20 protein-coding genes and 1 pseudogene are annotated in these 18,567 nt (G+C 62.9%); 10 read left to right on the top strand and 11 right to left on the bottom strand.

The window, feature by feature from the left end; translation table 11 throughout:
- Positions 1–25 precede the first annotated feature (25 nt).
- Positions 26–1,573, bottom strand: coding sequence for an ABC transporter substrate-binding protein (locus FFI89_RS31800; protein ID WP_246669315.1), 1,548 nt, complete (start codon positions 1,571–1,573; stop codon positions 26–28).
- Between the two features lie 80 nt (positions 1,574–1,653).
- On the bottom strand, positions 1,654–2,211 hold the full coding sequence (locus FFI89_RS31795) for a hypothetical protein (protein WP_138831415.1): 558 nt from the start codon (positions 2,209–2,211) through the stop codon (positions 1,654–1,656).
- Between the two features lie 553 nt (positions 2,212–2,764).
- On the opposite strand from FFI89_RS31795, the gene minC reads away from it, so the two are divergent.
- From minC to minE, 3 genes are read left to right on the top strand one after another with little or no spacing between them, the layout of a single operon-like run.
- The gene (minC, locus tag FFI89_RS31790; RefSeq protein WP_138831414.1) at positions 2,765–3,475 is read left to right on the top strand and encodes a septum site-determining protein MinC; all 711 of its coding nucleotides are present in this window, start codon (positions 2,765–2,767) and stop codon (positions 3,473–3,475) included.
- An 18-nt stretch (positions 3,476–3,493) separates the two neighbouring features.
- Positions 3,494–4,309: a septum site-determining protein MinD gene (gene minD, locus FFI89_RS31785; RefSeq protein ID WP_138831413.1), complete on the top strand. Its 816-nt coding sequence runs from the start codon at positions 3,494–3,496 to the stop codon at positions 4,307–4,309.
- A complete protein-coding gene (minE, locus tag FFI89_RS31780) occupies positions 4,306–4,602 on the top strand; it encodes a cell division topological specificity factor MinE (protein WP_138831412.1) in 297 nt (98 codons plus the stop codon). Before minD ends, minE begins: the two co-directional genes overlap by 4 nt.
- 53 nt (positions 4,603–4,655) lie before the next feature.
- Here minE and FFI89_RS31775 read toward each other — a convergent pair whose 3' ends face one another.
- Positions 4,656–6,218, bottom strand: coding sequence for an AMP-binding protein (locus FFI89_RS31775; RefSeq protein ID WP_138831411.1), 1,563 nt, complete (start codon positions 6,216–6,218; stop codon positions 4,656–4,658).
- A gap of 100 nt (positions 6,219–6,318) precedes the next feature.
- Between FFI89_RS31775 and FFI89_RS31770 the strand changes: the two genes are divergently transcribed.
- Positions 6,319–7,299 (top strand): NAD(P)H-dependent flavin oxidoreductase, encoded by a 981-nt coding sequence (locus FFI89_RS31770; RefSeq protein WP_371722127.1) that lies wholly within the window; start codon positions 6,319–6,321, stop codon positions 7,297–7,299.
- Here the strand turns inward: FFI89_RS31770 and FFI89_RS31765 are convergent.
- The 4 genes and pseudogenes from FFI89_RS31765 to FFI89_RS31750 all read right to left on the bottom strand — a co-directional run.
- Positions 7,296–7,388, bottom strand: a pseudogene (locus FFI89_RS31765) (IS5/IS1182 family transposase); the annotation flags it as partial. The gene FFI89_RS31770 and the pseudogene FFI89_RS31765 sit on opposite strands and share 4 nt — an antisense overlap.
- A 176-nt stretch (positions 7,389–7,564) precedes the next feature.
- Positions 7,565–8,887 (bottom strand): epoxide hydrolase family protein, encoded by a 1,323-nt coding sequence (locus tag FFI89_RS31760; protein WP_138831409.1) that lies wholly within the window; start codon positions 8,885–8,887, stop codon positions 7,565–7,567.
- 286 nt (positions 8,888–9,173) lie between these two features.
- Complete coding sequence (locus tag FFI89_RS31755) at positions 9,174–9,365, bottom strand: hypothetical protein (RefSeq protein WP_138831408.1); 192 nt, start codon at positions 9,363–9,365, stop codon at positions 9,174–9,176.
- 456 nt (positions 9,366–9,821) lie between these two features.
- Positions 9,822–10,475 carry a hypothetical protein gene (locus FFI89_RS31750; protein WP_138831407.1) on the bottom strand — a complete coding sequence of 218 codons (654 nt, stop codon included), beginning with the start codon at positions 10,473–10,475 and terminating at the stop codon, positions 9,822–9,824.
- Between the two features lie 130 nt (positions 10,476–10,605).
- On the opposite strand from FFI89_RS31750, the gene FFI89_RS31745 reads away from it, so the two are divergent.
- Complete coding sequence (locus tag FFI89_RS31745) at positions 10,606–10,851, top strand: hypothetical protein (protein ID WP_138831406.1); 246 nt, start codon at positions 10,606–10,608, stop codon at positions 10,849–10,851.
- A 121-nt stretch (positions 10,852–10,972) separates the two neighbouring features.
- A complete protein-coding gene (locus FFI89_RS31740) occupies positions 10,973–11,698 on the top strand; it encodes a hypothetical protein (RefSeq protein ID WP_138831405.1) in 726 nt (241 codons plus the stop codon).
- 356 nt (positions 11,699–12,054) lie between these two features.
- Here the strand turns inward: FFI89_RS31740 and FFI89_RS31735 are convergent, their stop codons facing one another.
- Entirely contained in the window at positions 12,055–12,708 is a 654-nt protein-coding gene (locus FFI89_RS31735) for a TetR/AcrR family transcriptional regulator (protein ID WP_138831404.1), read from the bottom strand.
- An 87-nt stretch (positions 12,709–12,795) separates the two neighbouring features.
- Between FFI89_RS31735 and FFI89_RS31730 the strand changes: the two genes are divergently transcribed.
- From FFI89_RS31730 to FFI89_RS31715, 4 genes are read left to right on the top strand one after another with little or no spacing between them, the layout of a single operon-like run.
- Positions 12,796–13,638 (top strand): TauD/TfdA family dioxygenase, encoded by an 843-nt coding sequence (locus FFI89_RS31730; RefSeq protein ID WP_138831403.1) that lies wholly within the window; start codon positions 12,796–12,798, stop codon positions 13,636–13,638.
- Positions 13,639–13,696: 58 nt separating this feature from the next.
- Positions 13,697–14,707, top strand: coding sequence for an ABC transporter substrate-binding protein (locus tag FFI89_RS31725; protein ID WP_138831402.1), 1,011 nt, complete (start codon positions 13,697–13,699; stop codon positions 14,705–14,707).
- 14 nt (positions 14,708–14,721) lie between these two features.
- Positions 14,722–15,558 (top strand): ABC transporter ATP-binding protein, encoded by an 837-nt coding sequence (locus FFI89_RS31720; protein ID WP_246669314.1) that lies wholly within the window; start codon positions 14,722–14,724, stop codon positions 15,556–15,558.
- Complete coding sequence (locus FFI89_RS31715) at positions 15,545–16,306, top strand: ABC transporter permease (RefSeq protein ID WP_138831401.1); 762 nt, start codon at positions 15,545–15,547, stop codon at positions 16,304–16,306. The genes FFI89_RS31720 and FFI89_RS31715 overlap by 14 nt, the downstream gene beginning before the upstream one ends.
- 95 nt (positions 16,307–16,401) lie before the next feature.
- Here FFI89_RS31715 and FFI89_RS31710 read toward each other — a convergent pair whose 3' ends face one another.
- The 3 genes from FFI89_RS31710 to FFI89_RS31700 all read right to left on the bottom strand — a co-directional run bounded on the left by FFI89_RS31710 (position 16,402) and on the right by FFI89_RS31700 (position 18,449).
- The gene (locus FFI89_RS31710) at positions 16,402–16,821 is read right to left on the bottom strand and encodes a hypothetical protein (protein WP_138831400.1); all 420 of its coding nucleotides are present in this window, start codon (positions 16,819–16,821) and stop codon (positions 16,402–16,404) included.
- Positions 16,822–17,131: 310 nt separating this feature from the next.
- Positions 17,132–17,449, bottom strand: coding sequence for a hypothetical protein (locus FFI89_RS31705; RefSeq protein ID WP_138831399.1), 318 nt, complete (start codon positions 17,447–17,449; stop codon positions 17,132–17,134).
- Between the two features lie 19 nt (positions 17,450–17,468).
- On the bottom strand, positions 17,469–18,449 hold the full coding sequence (locus FFI89_RS31700; protein WP_138831398.1) for a tripartite tricarboxylate transporter substrate binding protein: 981 nt from the start codon (positions 18,447–18,449) through the stop codon (positions 17,469–17,471).
- Positions 18,450–18,567: the final 118 nt, after the last annotated feature.

The following is an 18,567-nucleotide window of genomic DNA, read 5'->3' as shown; positions in this document are numbered from 1 at the left end:
GGCCACTTCGCTTGAAAACGCTATTCTATTCGAGCTCGATCGGCTGGTAGCGGGCGCTTTCGTCAAGCGCGGTGCCCCAGATCTTGTGCGACGCCTGGTGTTCGGAGCGGCCGAAGCCGAGCGCGGTTCCGAGACCGAGGTCGAGATTGCGCGTCGCCTCCAGCGTGTCGATCAGCTTTTCCGTATCGAGCTGCGGCCCGGTGCGCTTGATCGCCTGGATCAGCACATTGGCGGCGATATAGCCCTCGAGCGAGACATAGTCAGGCGCCTCGCCCGGAAAATACTTGGCGAGCGCGTTCTTGTATTCGAGCACCGCCGACGAATAGCCCGACACCGCCGGCACTACCTGCGTAACGATGACGCCGTTGGCGTAGCGTGGCCCCAACAGCTTCAATTCGTCGGCCAGCGCCGTGCTGCCGACGAACGACACGTTGGAATAGATCATCGCCGGATAGAGATCGCGGGTCTTCTCGATGAATCGCGCCGCGGCCCGGTAGGTGGCGACCATCACCACCGCCCGGATCGCCGGTTTCTGGGTCTTCAACTGGTTGACGGCCTCGTCCACGTCGACGGTGTTGCGGGCGTAGTTGAGCCGCACGATCGCGGTATCGCTGACGCCGAGCGCACGAAACGCCTTGGCGACGCCGGCAAAGCCTGCGTCGCCGTATGAATCCTGCTGCGCGAAAACCGCGATCTGGCGCGGTTGCAGCTTGCGCAGCTTGACCAGGTAGCGGACGGCGGCGTCGGTTTCCTCGGCATAGCTGGCGCGATAGTTGAATACGTAGCGATCCGGTGGATCGTTGCGCAGCACGTTGGCGCCGGTGAAGGCGCCGAAGAACAGCATCCGGCGTTCCAGCGCGTAGGGCACCGCCACCGCCGCGGTCGGCGTGCCGACATTGCCGATGATGCCGAACACCTGGTCCTTTTCGTAGAGCTGCTTCATGGCTTCGCCGGTGCGCGAGGGTTCGTAGCCGTCGTCGGCGGCGAACAACTTGAGCATCCGGCCGTCGACGCCGCCGGCATCGTTGACCCGGTTGAAGGCGGTATCGATGCCGAGCTTCATCTGGCGTCCGAGTTCACGGGCGGAGCCGGAGAACGGGGCGGCGATCCCGAAACGGATTTCCCGCTCGCTGATTCCGCGCGGGGCCGGACCGGCGGCCACCGGCGCAATCGAGGTGGCGGCGGCAGCGCTGGACGGTCCGATGACGCTGGACAGGCTGGGACCAGCGACCGACCGTTCGAGATCGGCGAGCTGGCGGTCGGCGACCTTGCAATCGATCCTTCCTGCCGTCACCGCGGTGCGGCCGTCATTGACGCTGCGGTCGAGCACTTGGCTGAGGTCGGAACGTTCGGCTTCGTTCGAAGAGGCGTCGCGGATCACGACCGCGAACTTCTCGACGACGGCCTGAATCCGGGGGCGTGCGATGTCGCGGCAGGCCAGTGCCGAACCGATCACCGGTCCGACGCGAACCGCGAGATCGCGCACGATATCGGTGTTGTCGCCGGCGCCGGCGCTGGCCGTGCCGGCGAGCACGGCGCCCAGCAGCAGCAGCCATATCCTGCGCGAGATCATGGCAAACTCCGTGAGAACTGGATCGGCGAGTACTGGTTCCCAGGCATTTTAGCTTCCTCCGTCTGGATGGTCTATCGGCGCTATGGCGCGGCTGAATTCGGCTTCTGGCGCCATTGCATGAATTGCTTGAGCAACTGTCCCGACTGGCCTTGTGGCGCGGGCTTGCTGGCTTGCGCCGAGGCCAGCAGGGCCTGGAACTCGTCGGTCGCAGCTGGCGGCGCGTTGTCGGTTGCGCCGGGCTGGAACAAGGCGGTCTTTATCGACTGCACGATCCCGGAAGCGCCGGATGTTTCGCCATCGGCCTGTCGCGACGCCGGCACGATGACGACGAAGAACAGCGCCACGAGGGCCGAGACGCCGACTGCGGCGGCGAAGCGCACGGTGATGGTCCGCAGGGCTGTGCGCGGCTCCAGCTCGTTGGAATAGCCGGGTTCGTGCATGACCTCGGGATCGAGCGGATGGCGCAGCGCATCGGATACGGCGCTCTCGAGTTCCGAATCGAAGGACGCTGGCGAGAACGGCGTGTCCGCGCCGGCTTCCTGCAGCGAGCGGGAGCCTGATCTTTCACGCAACCATCGCGGCGCGTAATAGCGGGGGTCGCGGGGATTGAGGTGGTCTTGCTCACTCAAGGTACTCATACGCTTACTCCTCATGATACGGGACAGGTTACGCGACGACCGGAAGCTGCGAGCAGCGGCGCACTGAATCGATCGCCGTCCCGCCGCTGGCGCGACGTCTCGCGGCAAGATTCGAGTCAGGGGCCCGGGCGTCGCTTCCACTGCGGACGACGCCAGTCTGCGAAATCAGGTCTCGCGGCCATACGCTTCCCATCGCTTCCATTGCCCGTCCCCCGGCAAATGTCCGCTGACATAACGGAATGAGTTGTCGGGAATATTTCCGACAGATCACCTGTTTTTGATGGAACTGCGCGAGGACGAATTTAGGTTCGAAACGTGACCAAAGTGAGTGATTTTGTCAGTCGATAGCCTGGCCGCGTCCGGTGCGGGCCGGCTGATATTAGTATGCGGCCTGATGTTTGGTCGGAGCGAACCAAAAGGCTGCCGCACCTCCGCCGCATTCGCTGGTGCCGCGCGCCGCCTGGCGCTCGGTCAATAACTCACCGCGCATTAATCACTCGTTAACCAACTTCGTTGATTCTTAACCATTCAATAAGAAAGGCGAGTCGAACACATGGACGTCCGAGCGGATCCCACGCGTCAACTGGTACGGCTTCGCGGCCGTTCCTATGTCGCGTTCGTATTCAGCCCCGTCGTGCCGATCGTCGAATGGCTTTCGGAAATCGACGCCACGCTGGCGCGCTCGCCGGGTTATTTCGTCGGCAAGCCGATCGTGCTCGATCTCGCTTCCGTCGATCTCAGCGCGGCGGCGATCAGCCATCTCGTCGGCAGCCTCGATGAGCGCGGCATTCGCGTCCTCGGCATCGAGGGCGTGGACGAAAGCCGGCTTTCGGCCAGCATGCCGCCGTTGCTGACCGGTGGACGGGCCTGCGTCATCACGCGAAACGAACCGGCGCCAAAGGTCGAGGAACCCAGGGAAGAACCCAAGCCGAAGCCGACCTCGCTGCTGCTCGAAAGCCCTGTGCGCTCCGGCCAGTCGATCGTCTTCATCGACGGCGACGTCACGGTGCTGGGGTCGGTCGGCTCGGGTGCCGAGATCGTCGCCGGCGGATCGATCCACATCTACGGCACGCTGCGCGGCCGCGCGATGGCGGGTGTCAACGGCAACTCGGCCGCACGAATCTATTGCCAGAAGATCGAGGCGGAGCTGCTCGCCATCGACGGCTACTACCAGACCGCGGAAGAAATCGACGCGTCGTTGCGCAACCGCCCGGCACAGGCCTGGCTGCAAGGCGACACCATGAAAATTACCCCGCTGAATTAACGCTCAAGGAGATTACGTATGGCCAAAGTCCTGGTCGTTACATCCGGCAAGGGTGGTGTCGGAAAAACCACCTCCACGGCCGCGCTCGGTGCGGCGCTGGCGCAAGGCGGTCAAAGCGTCGTCGTGGTCGACTTCGACGTCGGCCTGCGCAACCTCGACCTGGTGATGGGGGCGGAGCGCCGCGTGGTGTTCGACCTCATCAATGTCGTGCAGGGCGTCGCCAAGCTTTCGCAGGCGCTGATCCGCGACAAGCGGCTGGAAAATTTGTGGCTGCTGCCGGCGTCGCAGACCCGCGACAAGGACGCGCTGACCGAAGAGGGCGTCGGCCGCATCATCGCCGAGCTCTCGTCCCGGTTCGACTGGATCCTGTGCGACAGCCCGGCCGGCATCGAGCGCGGCGCCACGCTGGCGATGCGTTACGCCGATGAGGCCGTCATCGTCACCAATCCCGAGGTCTCCTCGGTGCGCGACTCCGACCGCATCATCGGCATGCTCGACTCCAAGACCGTGAAGGCGGAGAAGGGCGAGCGGGTCAAGAAGCACATCCTGATCACCCGCTACGATCCGGCGCGCGCCGCGCGCGGCGAGATGCTGACCATCGACGACATCCTCGAAATTCTGGCCACCCCGCTGCTCGGCATCATTCCCGAGAGCCAGGACGTGCTCAAGGCGTCCAATGTCGGCTCGCCGGTGACGCTGAACAATGCCGACAGCGCGCCGGCCCGCGCCTATGTCGATGCCGCGCGCCGCCTGATGGGCGAGGAAATCGCCATGGTGGTGCCGGTCGAGCGCAAGGGCTTCATGGACCGCTTGCTGGGACGGAGGGCTGCATGAACATGAAGTTGCTGCGCTTCTTCGGTGGCCGCGCTGCTTCCGCCCCCGTCGCCCGGGAGCGGCTGCAGATCCTGCTGGCACATGAACGCGGGCTGCTCGGCCAGCCCGATCTCTTGGCTACGCTGCGCGAGGAAATCCTCGCGGTCGTGTCGAGGCACGTCAAGCTCGATCCGGAAAAGGTGATCGTCCGGCTGGAGCGCGGCAAGACCGTCTCGACGCTGGAAGTCGATATCGAGGTTCCCAACGACTTCGAGAAGTCGAAGGCGGGCTCCCAACGTCGTCTGGCCGGCTGAGGCTTGGCATCACTTCTCCCTCGCCCCGCAAGCGCTGGGCAAGGGAGAAGACATTACCCCACCATCCGGTCGCGGCCGGTCCAAAAGCCGGCCTTCAGCACCTTCTTGTCGACCTTGCCGACGCCGGTCATCGGCAGTTCGGTGACGAACTTGATGTGCTTGGGCGCGTGGGTCGAACCCTTGCGCGCCTTGACCAGCGCAATCAGCTCGTCCGCGTTCGGCCGGGCGCCGTCGCGCGGCACCACCACCGCGGTGACGGCCTCGCCCCATTTGTCGTCGGGCACGCCGACCACGGCGACCATCGCGACATCGGCATGCCGCGACAGCACATCCTCGACCTCGCGCGGAAAGATGTTGAAGCCGCCGGAGACGATCATGTCCTTCTTGCGGTCGAGGATGAACATGTAGCCGCGCTCGTCCTTGCGCGCGATGTCGCCGGTGTGCAGCCAGCCGCTCCTTAGGGTTTCGGCGGTCTGCTCCGGCCGCTTCCAGTATTCGGCCATCACATGCGTGGCGCGCACGCAGATCTCGCCGGCTTCTCCCATCGCGACTTCCTGGTCGTTGTCGTCCAGAATCCTGACCTCGCAGGCCGCGATGGGGAAGCCGCAGGACAGAAACAGTTCCGGCGTTTTGGGATCGTGATCGGCCTTGCGCAGCACCGACACCGGATAGCATTCGGTCTGGCCGTAGAGCTGCGAGAATACCGGCCCGATCCGCTCGATTCCCTCGACCAGCCGGCTCGGCGACATCGCGGAAGCGCCATACAGCAGCAGTTCGAGCGAGGAGAGATCGGTCTTGGGCAGCGATGGATGGTCGAGCATGACGTAGATCATGGTCGGCACGAACAAAGTGAAATTGATCTTTTCGCGTTCGATGGTCCTGAACACCGCCTCGGGATCGAACCCTTTCAGCATGTGCACGGTGCCGCCGCGCATCAGGGTCGGCAGCACCTTGGTGCCCGCGACATGGCTGATCGGCGCCACCGCGAGATAGCTCGGCGTTTGCGGAATTTCGAAATCGGCCAGAATCGCGTTGGCGAAGCCGCCCAATTCGCGGTGGGTGCGCACTGTGCCCTTGGATTTGCCGGTCGTGCCGCCGGTGTAGTTCAGCGTGGCGATATCGTCAGGCCCGGCGAACGAGCGCGCGGCGGCGCTGCCGGCGGCTTCGATCGCCGCGAGAAGATCGGCGCCGTAAGAGGCCGGGCCGAGCGTGAACACGGTCGTCAGGCGGGTAGCTTTGGCGGCGAGCTCGCCGCCGCGGTCGCGAAAGGTGACGCCGTCGACGATTAGCATCTGCGCTTCGGAATCCTCGAGCTGGAACAGTTGGTCGTCCAGCGAACCCATCGGATGCAACCAGGTGATCGACAGCCGCGACAATTGCGCGGCGACGCCAGCGCACCAGGTGTCGGCGCGGTTGGCGGTGAGAAAGGCGACGCGGGTGCCGGGCGCAAACCCGAATTTCATGAAGATGCCCTGCATGCGGCCGATCATGTCGGTCGCGCCCTGATAGGTGATCGATCCGCCCGGCCAACGGAACGCCGTGCGCGACGGGTAGCGCGCCAGCGCCCGCAGCGTCTGTTCGCATGTCGTCGGAAACGCGTAGAGCGGATTGCTCATTCGAATGACTCCCTTATGCTTTTTCTTTTGCTTCTGTCGTGCCAGAGTTAGCGGCAACGCTAGCACAACAAGAACGCTGCTCAAGCCGGGAAGAACCACTTTGCCAACAATCGATCCGCTTGCGCGATTTCGCGACCGTCTCAGCCTGCCGCTGATCGCAGCCCCGATGTTTCTCGTCTCCGGCGTCGAGCTCGTGGTAGCCGCATGCCGCAACGGCGTGATCGGCTCATTCCCGACGGTGAACTGCCGCAGCCCCGAGCAGCTCGACGAATGGTTGAGCGAGATCGAAAGCCGGTTGCGCCGGCATTCCGACGAGACCGGCAAGCCCGCGGCGCCGATTTGCGCGAACTTGATCGTGCACCGCTCCAACGCGCGGCTGGAGCAGGATCTGCAAGTGTTGTTGCGTCACAAGCCTGAGATGGTGATTACGTCGGTCGGATCGCCGGCGCCGGTGCTGAAGCCGTTGCACGATGCCGGCGCAATCGTGTTCGCCGACGTCGCCAGTATCCGCCACGCCGAACGCGCGGTGGCTGATGGCGCCGACGGGCTGGTGCTGCTGACGGCGGGCGCGGGCGGCCAGACCGGCTGGCTCAATCCGTTCGTGTTCGTGCGCGCGGTGCGGGCGTTCTTCGACGGCCCGCTGGTGCTTGCCGGCGGCATCAGCGACGGCCACGCGCTGCGCGCAGCCCAGGCGCTCGGCTGCGACCTCGCTTACATGGGCACCAAGTTCATCGCCACCCGCGAGAGCATGGCGGATATCAGATACAAGGAGATGCTGGTCGCCAGCAGCGCCGACGATATCCTGCTGACCACGGCGTTTACGGGATTGCAGACCAACATGCTGCGGCCCTCGATCGAAGCCGCCGGCCTCGACCCCGACGACCTGCCGGCGCGCGGTGCGATCGACATCGGCAAGGACATCGACATCGGCGCCCGCGAAAACCGCCCAAAACGCTGGAAGGATATCTGGAGCGGCGGGCACGCGACGTCAGGCGTTACGGAGGTGCTGCCCGTCGACGAGATGATCGCGCGCACCCTGGCGGAGTACCGGGCGGCGAGCGCACGCGTTCGGATCGGCTAGGACGTGGACTCATTAGCGCCGAGCCATATCCTGATCGAAGCGAGCTGCACGAAGGCGAGGTAGTTGGCGGCAAGTTTGTCGTAAAGCTGACCTAGTCGCCATCGATGTCCGCTGTTAGAATTTACAGACATGCATTCCTGCCGCCCAGCCGGGCGAACTTCCTGTGCAAGACGCTGCCGAAGGTCGCCACGGAGATGGCGCGGTGTGCGCTGACCTACAATCTGACGCGCGTGCTCGACATCGTCGGCGTCGAGCCTCTGGTCCGTTATTTGCGCAATGATCTGAAGGCTGCGCGTACCTCATCTGAAAACAGCTTCGGCTCCTCCCAGGCGGCGAAATGTCCGCCACGTTCGACCTCGCTGAAGTAGGCGAGGCCGGGGTACATAATCTCGACCCAACTTCGGGGCGCAGCAAAGATTTCGCCGGGGAACGTCGTAAATCCCACGGGAACCGCGACCGCAGGAGGAGACTTGCCGGCCGCACGGGCTGCGGCCTGTCCGGCCTCCCAGTACCACCGTGCGGCCGAGGCCCCAGTGCCCGTCAGCCAGTACAGCGTGATGTTGTCGAGGATGCTGTCGCGGGTGAGATTGCCCGCGGGCTTACCCTCCAGGAACGCTCGGGAAATCTTGTAGTAGCTGTCCGTGTCATGGTCGAGCATCCAGCTCGCGAGCCCGAGGGGTGAATTCAGCAGGGAGTAGCCGATCGTCTGTGGCCGCGTCGACTGCTCCAGGAAGTAGCCAAAGCCACTCGCCCTAAACGTCGCGGCCGCCTTCTGCGCCGCGCGTTCTTTCTCGGATTCTGCGGGCAGCTTGTCGGACATTGCCGCCACACCCGCGAGCAAGTTGACGTGGATGCCGAGAAGTCCCTTGGGTGCCTGGCGCCCCATCGCATCCGTTACTGCCGCTCCTACGTCGCCACCCTGGGCGACGTAGCGCGTGTAGCCGAGGCGATCCATCAGCACCGCCCACGCACGCGCGATGCGCGCGGTGTCCCAGCCGAGTTCGGTCGGCTCACCCGAGAAGCCGTAGCCAGGCAAGGACGGCAGCACCAGGTGGAATGCATCGTCGGGAGTGCCACCATACTTGGTCGGGTCAGTCAGGGGACCGACGGTATCGAGGAGCTCGATGACCGAGCCAGGCCAGCCGTGCGTCATGATCAGCGGCAGCGCGTTCTCATGCCGGGACTTGACGTGGATGAAATGGATCTTCACCCCGTCGATCACGGTCGTGAACTGTGGCAGCGCGTTCAGCCGTGCCTCGCACTTGCGCCAGTCGTACTCAGTCGACCAGTAGCGGGCGAGCGCCCGCAGCGTCGCCAGCTGCACACCCTGCGACCGATCCTCAACGAGCTCTTTGGTGGGCCAGCGCGTGGCCGCGAGGCTCCGGCGGAGATTAGCGAGGTCTTCACCCTGGACATTGACGCGGAAGGGAAGAATTGCGTCGGCTTTGGTCGTACCAAGCGGGGACCCTCCTTGCTTCGATTGCGCGCGTGCGGCGACGAAATGTATTGGAAGCAAGCTGACGGCACCAGTTGCGGCTGACCCTGCGAGAAGGCTGCGCCGGGTGGGTGAAGAGGAGATTGCGGTCATGGTCGGCCTCCTTGTTTACAAGCCCGCTCCTAGACTAGTGAACTGCGATGCGTCGGCCAGCTTCGAACTGCAAAAATGATTGCAGCTGTGCCTGGGCCAAGCGCATGAGCAATTGTTCGGATGATACCTTTGGTATGAACTGCCCAGGGACCCTGCTACAAACAGTATATAATAGAATCCACCCACCGTCTGATGACAAGATGTTGGGGGCAATATCTTTCGAAGAGATTGCCGCCTTCGGCTGCGCTGGGCCACCCGTGAGCTTCCCTCGCAAGACGCGCAGCGACTACTTCTCGTCAGGCCGGCTCGAGCTCTCGATCTGAGCGCGCTGATGTCTCCATATGCCAAACGGCGCAACGACATAGCTGAGCAGCGCACAGCCGACCGTCCAGGCGATCGCGATCCAAGTCGGCAACTCCACGATCGCCCTTAATCCGAGCGGAGCAAACATCGCCGCAAGCCACAGAAATGCAGCCATCACCGCTCTGCCCCACCAAGGTTGGCCGAGACATAGGCCCGGTAGGCTCGCAAATACTCGCGGAACTCTCGAACCCACTCACGCACTGGGCTCTAGCCCTGATGTTTGCCGCTCGCCTTGACGATTTTACTCTACTTGGCGGTGAAGCCGCGAATCGCGAAACTCTCCTGGCGACAACGCGAACGGCACGCCGCCGAATTCTGCGATCCGTGCTCGGCGCAGCTTGTCGAACCAGGGGCCCCAGCGCTCGGCCATCGAAGTTAGCCGCGAATAGGGCGCGACCTCCCTGTGATGCCCCAGGTGCGTCGGGATGGTAGTCGGCATCGGGATGGTAGCCGGCAAAAGTGAACTCACGGTCGGTATTGGCCCATCTGCGACTCCAGAGAATGTCCGCAATTGGGCCGCTGTTGGGGGTTGACCGGACATGAGGCGGCCGGCCGCTTAATGAGTACACGCCTAGTTCGCGACAAAATACCAGTCCTTGTCGTAGCGCACGAGCCGGCTTGGCGGCTTGTCGTCGAATTCGAAGAAGTCTTTGGGGTCGGCGCCCGCGGGCACGTGCAGGAAGCCGGTGAAATAATGCTTCAGGCCGCGCGAGGTCAGGAACAGCACATAGGTGCCTTCGTTGGTCTGGTCGACGACGATGTCGTTGCCGCCGGCGGAAACGTTGGCCTCGCGCGCGCCGAGCGCGATCAGGTTTTCATTATAAGTGACATTGGGCTTGAGTTCGCCGGCCTCGACGCGGGCCACGATGCGTTCGCGGCTGGTCCGGTGCCAGTCGAAATTCCGCTGCAAGGCGATCTCCTGCAGCGGCGCGTAGACCAGGGCGGCGAGCGTCAGCGCGTAGACCAGGAACGGGCCTGCGAACTTCGCACCGTGCCGCCGGATACGCAGCAGCAGTGTCATCGACCACAGGCCGCAGCCGATGAACGTCAGCGCCGTCGAGGGAAACAGCACCAGCAGTACGAAGCCCGACGGCCAGTCGGACATCGATAATTCGAAGGTGGCAATGCCCAGCGTGACGGCCGAGACCGCGATCGCCGCGATCAGCGCGGCGCGGACCGAAGGTTCGGTCGCGGCCGTTGCCGTTGCTGATGTCGTGTCCGCCATTGGGGTGTGTCGCGGCGCCCTCAGCCTGCGTCCGGGTTTAACCGGCCGTTAACCAAATCCGTCCCAACAATAGCCCCACAGGATGGCCCGCCGCCACGGCCGGGCTGACCGCAATGGATGAGGGCGCGATATGGACCTCGATCAGTTTTTGGCCAAGACGCCGGCAACCCTCGACGAGATCAGGTGGCGGGTGATGCGCGCGCTCGACCGTCATCCGCTCTGCCGCAACGTCGAATTCGACATCGTCAGCATGCCCCGCACCGGAAAAAGCAACTGGACCATCAGCTTGCGCTCGGTCGCACCCGACGCGCTCTGGGAGGCCTCCGATATCGTTGCCGATATCCAGGAGGCCTATGAGCTCGCCATCGCCGCCTGATTCCGTATCATTTTGGTGCGATTCCCGATAATTCACAGCGGGACTGGCCGGCCGGCCGGCATGGTAAAGCCTTAATTACCCTTCAGTTATCGAACACCGGCAAGGGCGGATGGAGACTTTTTTGACCAGAGCCATGACCATCGTCGCGCTGACCTGTTTTCTCGTGGTCGGCGCCGCCGCCACCAGCATTCTCGGTCGCGACAGTGTGCCCCTGGCGCGCTTCGAACTGGCTTCCGTCTCCCCCGATCAGCCTCCGGTTGCGAACCGGGAAAGCAAGAAAGACAAGCTCGCCGTCGTCAGCCAGGCGCTGGCCGCGTTCGATCCGAGAGCGTCCGAACGGGTGCAGACCGACCCCGCGCTCAGCGAGTCGCTGCGCCGGGCCTACGCATCGACGTCACCCGCCGACCTTGGCGTGCCGCAGGCGCTCGTAGTGCCGCAGGAGATTGCGCCTTCCGGTGCGCTTGCCACTTCATCTGCCGCGGCGCCCGCCGCCGCCTTGCCGCCGAAGCCGAAGGCCGCCGCCAAGCCGCAGCCGCAGAAAAACTACGCGCTGCTGAGCGACATCCAGATCGCCGGCATCAAGGAACGGCTGAAATTGTCGGCCGCGCAGGAATCCTACTGGCCGCCGGTGGAGAGCGCGCTGCGCGCCGTCGCGCGCAAGATCCACTCCGGCCGCCAGGCCAATCCGAACGCCGGCGGCGTGCCGATCGATCCCGACGCCGCGGAAGTCCAGCAGTTGAAATCGGCGGCGATGCCGTTGCTGTTCCAGTTGCGTGAAGACCAGAAGAGCGAAGTGCGCTCGCTCGCCCGCATCATCGGGCTGGAAAAAGTCGCCTCCATGATCTGAGGCGCTATGATCTGAGGCGCTGCGACGGTCGCAGGCGTCGCCGGTTCCAACCGGCTCCGCTCCATTTTCCCGGAACATCGGCGCCATCCAGCGCGTTGCCCGCGTGAATCAGGGAGCCGATACCATGCGCACATCGACGGCCTATTTCGCAGGCGTGGGAACCGTGGCGGTGGCGATCGCGGCCGGTCTTGGCGGCGGGTTGCTGTTCGCCAACATCGTCGCCCCACATGAACCCAAATATGCGGCTGAGCCGACCAAGCTCGATCAGCGGATGGCGGTCCGGTCGATAGACGGGATTGCGATAGCCAAGATCGCGAGCGGGAGCTCGGAAAGCCGCTCACGACAACTGCATTACGCTAACGATCACGCCCCTCAATCAGGTTGCGCATCGCCGTCGCCAGCATTCGTGCCGTATTCGGGTGGTGAATCGTAAACGGTCCTGGATTGATCAGGACCATGTTGTTCAGCGTTCCGTGCAGGATCTGAAAGGCGAACAGTACGTATTGTTTCTCGGCATGGCTGGTTCGCCCGGGCAGCAGGTTGAGAATCTGGGGTAGCGCGAGATCGACCTGCAACTCCCCGAGTTCGCGCATCGGGGTCCAGATACCCGGATCGCTTCCGGCACGACGCAGACAGGCGCGCACGAGCCCCTCGTTGCGCCGATGCCACGTCACGGCGCCTTTAACGATCCATGCCAGCAGATAGGGAAGGGAGTCGCGGGGGGCGCGATTGGATTGAAAATTTGCGACCATGTTGATGCGTGTATCCTCGACGACCAGGCGCTGCAGCGCCGTGACGAAGACTTCCTTGCTTTCGAACCGGGCATAAAACGAGCCGGTGGTGGTATTGCACCGCTCGCAGATCGTTTCGATCGACAGCGTGTCGAAATCGTGGTCGTTCAAAAGCGCCAGCCCCTCGTTGACGAGGCTGACCATCAACTCGCGGCTACGCTGCTGCTGCGCCGGTTTCACCCCGGGAATATTGCAGTCGATGATGATCTGCTCGTTCACGTCAGCTCCCCGGTGCAGGAAAAGGCTTGCGCCTAGACTAAAAATAGAATTACAGTTCTAGATAGCAACATAAACGGGAGGGAAGTCATGCGCAATAGCCGTATTGAGGCGCGCCCAACGTCTGGCGCTGTAGGAGCCGAAATTCTCGGGATCGACTTGTCCCGCGATCTCGAGGATTCCGACGTCGAGGAATTGCGCGCGGCCTTCAACGAGTATGGCGTCATTTTCTTCCGCGAGCAGAATCTGTCTCCCGAGCAGCATATCGCGTTCGCGGAGCGTTTCGGGCAGATCAACATCAACCGGTTTTTCAAGGCCGCGCCGGGCTATCCCCAGATCGCCGAAGTGCGCAAGGAGCCGGAACAGAAGTCCAATATCGGCGGCGGCTGGCACACCGACCACAGCTACGACCAGGTCCCGGCACTCGGCTCGATCCTGCTTGCGCGCGAAGTGCCGCCGTTCGGCGGCGATACGCTGTTCGCCAGCATGAGCCACGCCTATGACGCCTTGTCCGACGGATTGAAGCGGACGCTTGAACAGCTGCGCGCGGTGCATTCGAGCCGTCATGTCTTCGGCGCGGCATCGGAATACGTCAAGAACGCGGGCGATCGGCTCGGCAACACCGCCGCTGCGGCGCAGGACGCAAGCCATCCGGTGGTGATGCGCCATCCGGAAACCGGCCGCAAGACGCTCTATGTCAACCCGGGATTTACCCTCCACTTCGAAGGCTGGACCGCGGCAGAGAGCAAGCCGCTGCTCGATTTCCTGTACGCGCACGCGGCACGGCCGGAATTTCAGACCCGCTTCCGCTGGCGCGAAGGCTCGATCGCGTTCTGGGACAATCGGGCCACCTGGCACTTCGCCATCAACGATTATCACGGCGAGCGGCGGTTGATGCACCGGATCACGCTCGAGGGCGTGCCGCTCGAATAGACTAGCGCAGCGCGATGCAACGTGTCGCCAGGTTGGATTGGCGCAGGGAGAAATTCGGATGAAGTCGGGAAGATGGATCGGCGCGCTGGCGCTGACGGTTTTGTGCGCGTCCGCGACGGCCGCCAGCGCGCAAGGCAAGGGCGAGATCGTCAAGATTCAGGACTATCCCGGTATCGGCAACATGCTTTTTCGCATTGCGGTGTCGAAGGGCTACTGCGAAGCGCACGGCATCAAATGCCAGTTGCAGATGATCCCCTCCGGTCCGCTGGGCGCCCAGGCGCTGCTGGCCAAGAGCATCGATGTCGGCTTCTTTCCGCCGGAGGTCCTGATCAACGCATCGATCAAGGGTGCTGCGCTGAAGATCATCCTGAGCGGGGCGACCCTCAACGTGTTCCACATCGTCATCCGAAACGATCTCGATGCCCCTAATGCGGCAAAAGGCTATCCGGCGCTGATGGCGGATCTCAAGGGCAAGAAGATCGGCGTGCCCGCGCGCGGATCGGGCGGCGAGCTGCAGTTCGGCCTGCTCGCCGAGGGCGCCGGACTGAAAGCGGAGGATTTCACCTTTGTCGCGGTCGGCGCGCCCGATACCTCGTACGGCGCCCTCACTTCCAGGCAGATCGATGCCAGCATGACGTTCGAGCCATCGGGCTCGATGTGCGATGTGCTCAAGACCTGCAAGACGATCTTCCGCGCATTCGAGACCAAGGAGCCGGCCGCGATCGCACGAACCAACGGTGCGTCTTCGAACATGGTGGTCAGCCAGGAGGCGATCGACAAGACACCTCACGTTCAGGACGCGCTGATCGCCGCGGCAAAGGACGCCGAGGCCTTTCTGCAGGACCCCGGGAATTTCGACGAGGCGCTGAAGATTGCGCAAAGCTATTTCAAGTTCAATATGCCGAAAGGCGACGAAGTCATGGCGTATTCGCTCAAGAATGCGATTCCCGCCTACAAGGCCGGTGTAAGCCGACTTGCCTTGCAGCAGATCGCCGATAACATGCTGGCGACCAGGCAGATCGAGGCCAAGTTCGACACCGGAAAATTGCTCTACGGCAACGCGCCCTGACGGAGGAAGACGCCGTGACCCGGCCATCCGCTGCCCCCGCCAAGCCACGGCTTGTCGTTGCGAAATCGACAAAGGCCATCGAGGTCCGCGATCTGTCCGTTCGCTTCGGCGCCCGGACGGAATCGCCGGTGCTGGCTGTCGATCGCGTATCCTTCTCGCTCGACGTTGGCGAGTTCGTCTCGCTTGTCGGCCCCAGCGGCTGCGGCAAGACCACGATTCTCAACCTGCTGACAGGCCTGCTGCACGAGCAGCCCGAAGGCGACGTCCGCGTCCTTGACAGGCCGCCGCGTCCCGGAAATCCGGACATTGCCTACATGCTGGCGCGCGACAGCCTGCTGCCGTGGCGGACGGCGCTCGGCAACGCCGCCTACGGCATGGAGATCCGTGACGTCCCCAAGGCAGCGCGCCAGGAGCGGGCGCGCGATCTGCTCAGTCGCGTCGGCCTCGCCGATTTCGCCGACCGCTACCCGAAAGCGCTGTCGCATGGCATGCGCCAGCGTTGCGCGCTGGCGCGTACGTTCGCGCTCGACAGTCCGGTGTTTCTGATGGATGAGCCGTTCGGCGCGCTCGACGCACAGACCAAGTTGCAGCTCGAAGACGTGCTGATGGACCTGTGGTCGGCCAATCAGAGGACGGTCGTCTTTGTCACCCACGATCTCGCCGAGGCCGTCGCGCTGTCCGACCGCGTCATCGTGATGGGCGCGCGTCCCGGACGAATTATTGCCGACGTGCCGATCGACTTGCCGCGGCCGCGGCATGTCCGGGCGCTTCAGAAGGATCCGCGATTTCATGCGCTGTACGCCCAGCTCTGGAGTCTGCTCGAACAAGGCATGGGCCATGCAGACCACTAGCCGCCTTCTGACCCTGGCCGCTCACGCCGCCTTCATCGTGGTGCTGATCGGTGTCTGGGAACTGGCCTCTTCGCGAGGGCTGCTCGATCCGACCTTCTTCGGCCGCCCCTCCGGAATCGCCGGCTTCCTCTGGAAGGGATTTACCGTTGGCGGAAAGCTCTGGCTCGAACTCGGCTACACCCTGCTGGCGGCAGCGATATCCTTTGTCGCCGGCAGCGTCTGTGCGATCGCGCTCGGTCTGGTGTTCGCGATGCTGCCGCCGTTCCATCGCGCCGCGGAACCGTATCTGACCCTGCTCAACGCGATGCCGCGCATCGCGCTGGCGCCGCTCTTTCTGCTCTGGTTCGGACTGGGCATCGGTTCGAAGGTCGCCGTCGGCGTCAGCCTCACCTTCTTCATCGTGCTGTCTGCGACCCTCGCCGGCATCCGCGGGGTCAACAGCGATCACCTGGTGCTGTCGAAAGCGCTCGGCGCAACCCAGCGGCAGGTCTTTTTCAAGGTGACGTTGCCCTCCGCTGTTCCGGTGATCTTTTCGGGATTGCGCCTTGGTCTCATCTTCGCGCTGCTCGGGGTCGTCGGCGCCGAGCTGATCGCGGCCGAGCACGGGCTAGGCCAAACGCTGGCCTATCTGCAGTCGACGTTCCACATGGACGGCGTCATGGGCATTCTGTTTCTGCTCGCATTCCTGGGCCTCGGGGTAACGACCCTGATGAACCGCCTCGAGCGTTCGTTGCTGGCGTGGCAATAGCGCGCGGGGGCTATTTCCCGGACGCTACAATTCGCAACGGCGCACGACGCCGGTCAGGTGGGCGCTGATCGCCCGCCTGACCCGCGCACTGCTGCCTAAGCCGTGTACTCGATCCAGGATGAATCGACGATCACGTAGTCCACCGGAAACCAAATGTAGGTATCAGTGAGATCGTCATACACCCAATAGCCGTAGTAGTAGACGTCGGCTTGTGCGATTCGCATGCTCGCAAGCGTTATGCCAGGGGTCGTCTCAGCCAGCTTCTGACGAGATTTGACTTTCTTCACCTGCATTCCAGCGGCGGTAACGGCGGTAACCTTGCCGTTGTTCACTTCGGCAAAGACATCGACGTTCTTCCCGGTCGTATGGATCTTGTGCTTGCCATTCTTTTTGATTCTGTCGCCAAGCAGGTCTTTCCCATTAAGATGGTGCTTCTCCTTCGCGAAGGCGACGCGAGACGCGTCGATCGTCGTGATTGCCGCGATCATTCCGAGTGCGAGACGCCGATTAATCATGAACTTGCTCCCTTGGAGGTGACTCTTCGTCCACAACGTCATGAGGGTTCCTGCTGGCGTTGCGACCAAGCCAGCTTGGTCATTTGGACTGAACCCGTGATGAACGGGCCGACCACAGTAAAGTCCAAAAGCTTCCAGTGAGTGCAAGAGCCAAAGTCACTCAATCATCTTGATCCGCATCGATCGCCAAATTTTCGGGCGCGGAAATCAAAAATGGAGATGGGAAGACAATTCCCGCCGGCGTTCCGGTGACCGATCCAAAGGATCAGAACCAACTCGTCGTGCCCTTGCCTGTCGCTTTGGTGTGCCTTCAGGTAATCAAAAAGCCGTCTGCGCCAAGTCCAATCGACGTCGTGGTCGGGTTGTGCAGCTCGTGGACGAAGTCGCTGACGATCTGGCCTTGCGGGGTGATGGGTGGTCCGACTTGCTCCAGCGTATGGACGAAATCGCTGACGAGGTCACCGGGCGACACTGGGTTGCCGGGGATATGGTTTTCATGGACGAAGCTGCTGACTAGTTGGCCCTGGGGAGTAATCGGTTCACCGGGGATTTGGATCGGACGAAATCGCTGACGAAATGACCGAAATTCTGCATGCGAAAACCCTTTCAAATCTACAAGTGCCGACACTATTCGCAGTGACGCGGCATCACTGAGTCTTGATCCCTGCCTCTCGAATCACCTTTGCCCATTTGGCGCCTTCGGTCCTGAACAGGGCAGCAGCCTCGTCAGGTGTATTGCCGACCGCCACGAAGCCAAGCGCCGTCATTTTCTCCATGATGTCCGGCAGCGCGATGATCTTGACGATCTCGCGATGGAGCAGCGAGGTAATCTCCTTCGGCGTTCCGGCCGGAACGATGAACGCGAACCATCCCTCGCCCTCTACTTCAGGATAGCCGGCTTCCACCATGCTGGGCACCTCCGGCAGTGCCTGCGACCGCATCTTGCTGGTAACAGCCAGCGCGCGCAGCTTGCCTTCATTGATCTGCGACACGGCCGGAGGCAACGAGGTGAAGGCAATCGGCGTATGCCCGGCGAGCGTCGAGCCGACCGCCAGGCCAGCGCTGTTGAAGGGCACGTGCACGAGGTCGAGGCCGAGCAACAGACGGAAGTGCTCGCCGACAAGATGTGGAGGTGTCCCGGTCCCCGGAGAAGCGAAGCTGTATTTGGCGGGACTGGATTTGATCAATGCAACGAGATCCTTGACGGTCCGGACTGCCAGTGACGGATGGACCGTGAGCACCGTGGGCGAGGTAACGGCAATCGTTACCGGGTCGAAGTCCTTATAGGGATCGTAGGGTACCGTGTCGTACATGGCCGGGTTGACGACGATATTTGGCGGAACCACAAGGACGGTATAACCATCGGGTGCCGCTCTCGCGCCCTGACCCATGCCGATATTGCCACCGGCTCCACCGACGTTCTCGACGTAGAACTGCTTTCCGAGATGTTCGGACAATTTTTGCGCGGTGAGGCGCGCCAGGATGTCGGTCGGACCGGCGGCTGCGTAGGGAACGATCACGCGCACCGGCCGCGTCGGATAGGTTTGCGCCGACGCAGCCGTCGATAGAATTGGCGCGAAGGCCGCACCCGCTGTGAGCTGTAGGAATTGCCGGCGCAAAAGCTTCATGGCGGATCTCCCGGCCTTTAGGGGACACCGTTGCAGGACGGCCTTGGCGTCAATGTTCCCCAAACAGAGGCCAGATTACCATTTTCAAGAAAGACGAGCTATAATATGGAAATAGCGA

Origin of the sequence: Bradyrhizobium sp. KBS0727, from assembly GCF_005937885.2 — a bacterium.
Lineage (GTDB): Bacteria > Pseudomonadota > Alphaproteobacteria > Rhizobiales > Xanthobacteraceae > Bradyrhizobium.
The sequence above is the reverse complement of the archived record's forward strand: the minus strand, read 5'-3'. Positions and strand labels throughout refer to the sequence as shown.

Coding starts and splice junctions, on each gene's coding strand:
- FFI89_RS31800 (WP_246669315.1), bottom strand. CDS start 1,573: ATGATCTCGCGCAGGATATGGCTGCTGCTGCTGGGCGCCGTGCTCGCC.
- FFI89_RS31795 (WP_138831415.1), bottom strand. CDS start 2,211: ATGAGTACCTTGAGTGAGCAAGACCACCTCAATCCCCGCGACCCCCGC.
- minC (WP_138831414.1), top strand. CDS start 2,765: ATGGACGTCCGAGCGGATCCCACGCGTCAACTGGTACGGCTTCGCGGC.
- minD (WP_138831413.1), top strand. CDS start 3,494: ATGGCCAAAGTCCTGGTCGTTACATCCGGCAAGGGTGGTGTCGGAAAA.
- minE (WP_138831412.1), top strand. CDS start 4,306: ATGAACATGAAGTTGCTGCGCTTCTTCGGTGGCCGCGCTGCTTCCGCC.
- FFI89_RS31775 (WP_138831411.1), bottom strand. CDS start 6,218: ATGAGCAATCCGCTCTACGCGTTTCCGACGACATGCGAACAGACGCTG.
- FFI89_RS31760 (WP_138831409.1), bottom strand. CDS start 8,887: ATGACCGCAATCTCCTCTTCACCCACCCGGCGCAGCCTTCTCGCAGGG.
- FFI89_RS31755 (WP_138831408.1), bottom strand. CDS start 9,365: ATGGCTGCATTTCTGTGGCTTGCGGCGATGTTTGCTCCGCTCGGATTA.
- FFI89_RS31750 (WP_138831407.1), bottom strand. CDS start 10,475: ATGGCGGACACGACATCAGCAACGGCAACGGCCGCGACCGAACCTTCG.
- FFI89_RS31745 (WP_138831406.1), top strand. CDS start 10,606: ATGGACCTCGATCAGTTTTTGGCCAAGACGCCGGCAACCCTCGACGAG.
- FFI89_RS31730 (WP_138831403.1), top strand. CDS start 12,796: ATGCGCAATAGCCGTATTGAGGCGCGCCCAACGTCTGGCGCTGTAGGA.
- FFI89_RS31725 (WP_138831402.1), top strand. CDS start 13,697: ATGAAGTCGGGAAGATGGATCGGCGCGCTGGCGCTGACGGTTTTGTGC.
- FFI89_RS31715 (WP_138831401.1), top strand. CDS start 15,545: ATGCAGACCACTAGCCGCCTTCTGACCCTGGCCGCTCACGCCGCCTTC.
- FFI89_RS31710 (WP_138831400.1), bottom strand. CDS start 16,821: ATGATTAATCGGCGTCTCGCACTCGGAATGATCGCGGCAATCACGACG.
- FFI89_RS31700 (WP_138831398.1), bottom strand. CDS start 18,449: ATGAAGCTTTTGCGCCGGCAATTCCTACAGCTCACAGCGGGTGCGGCC.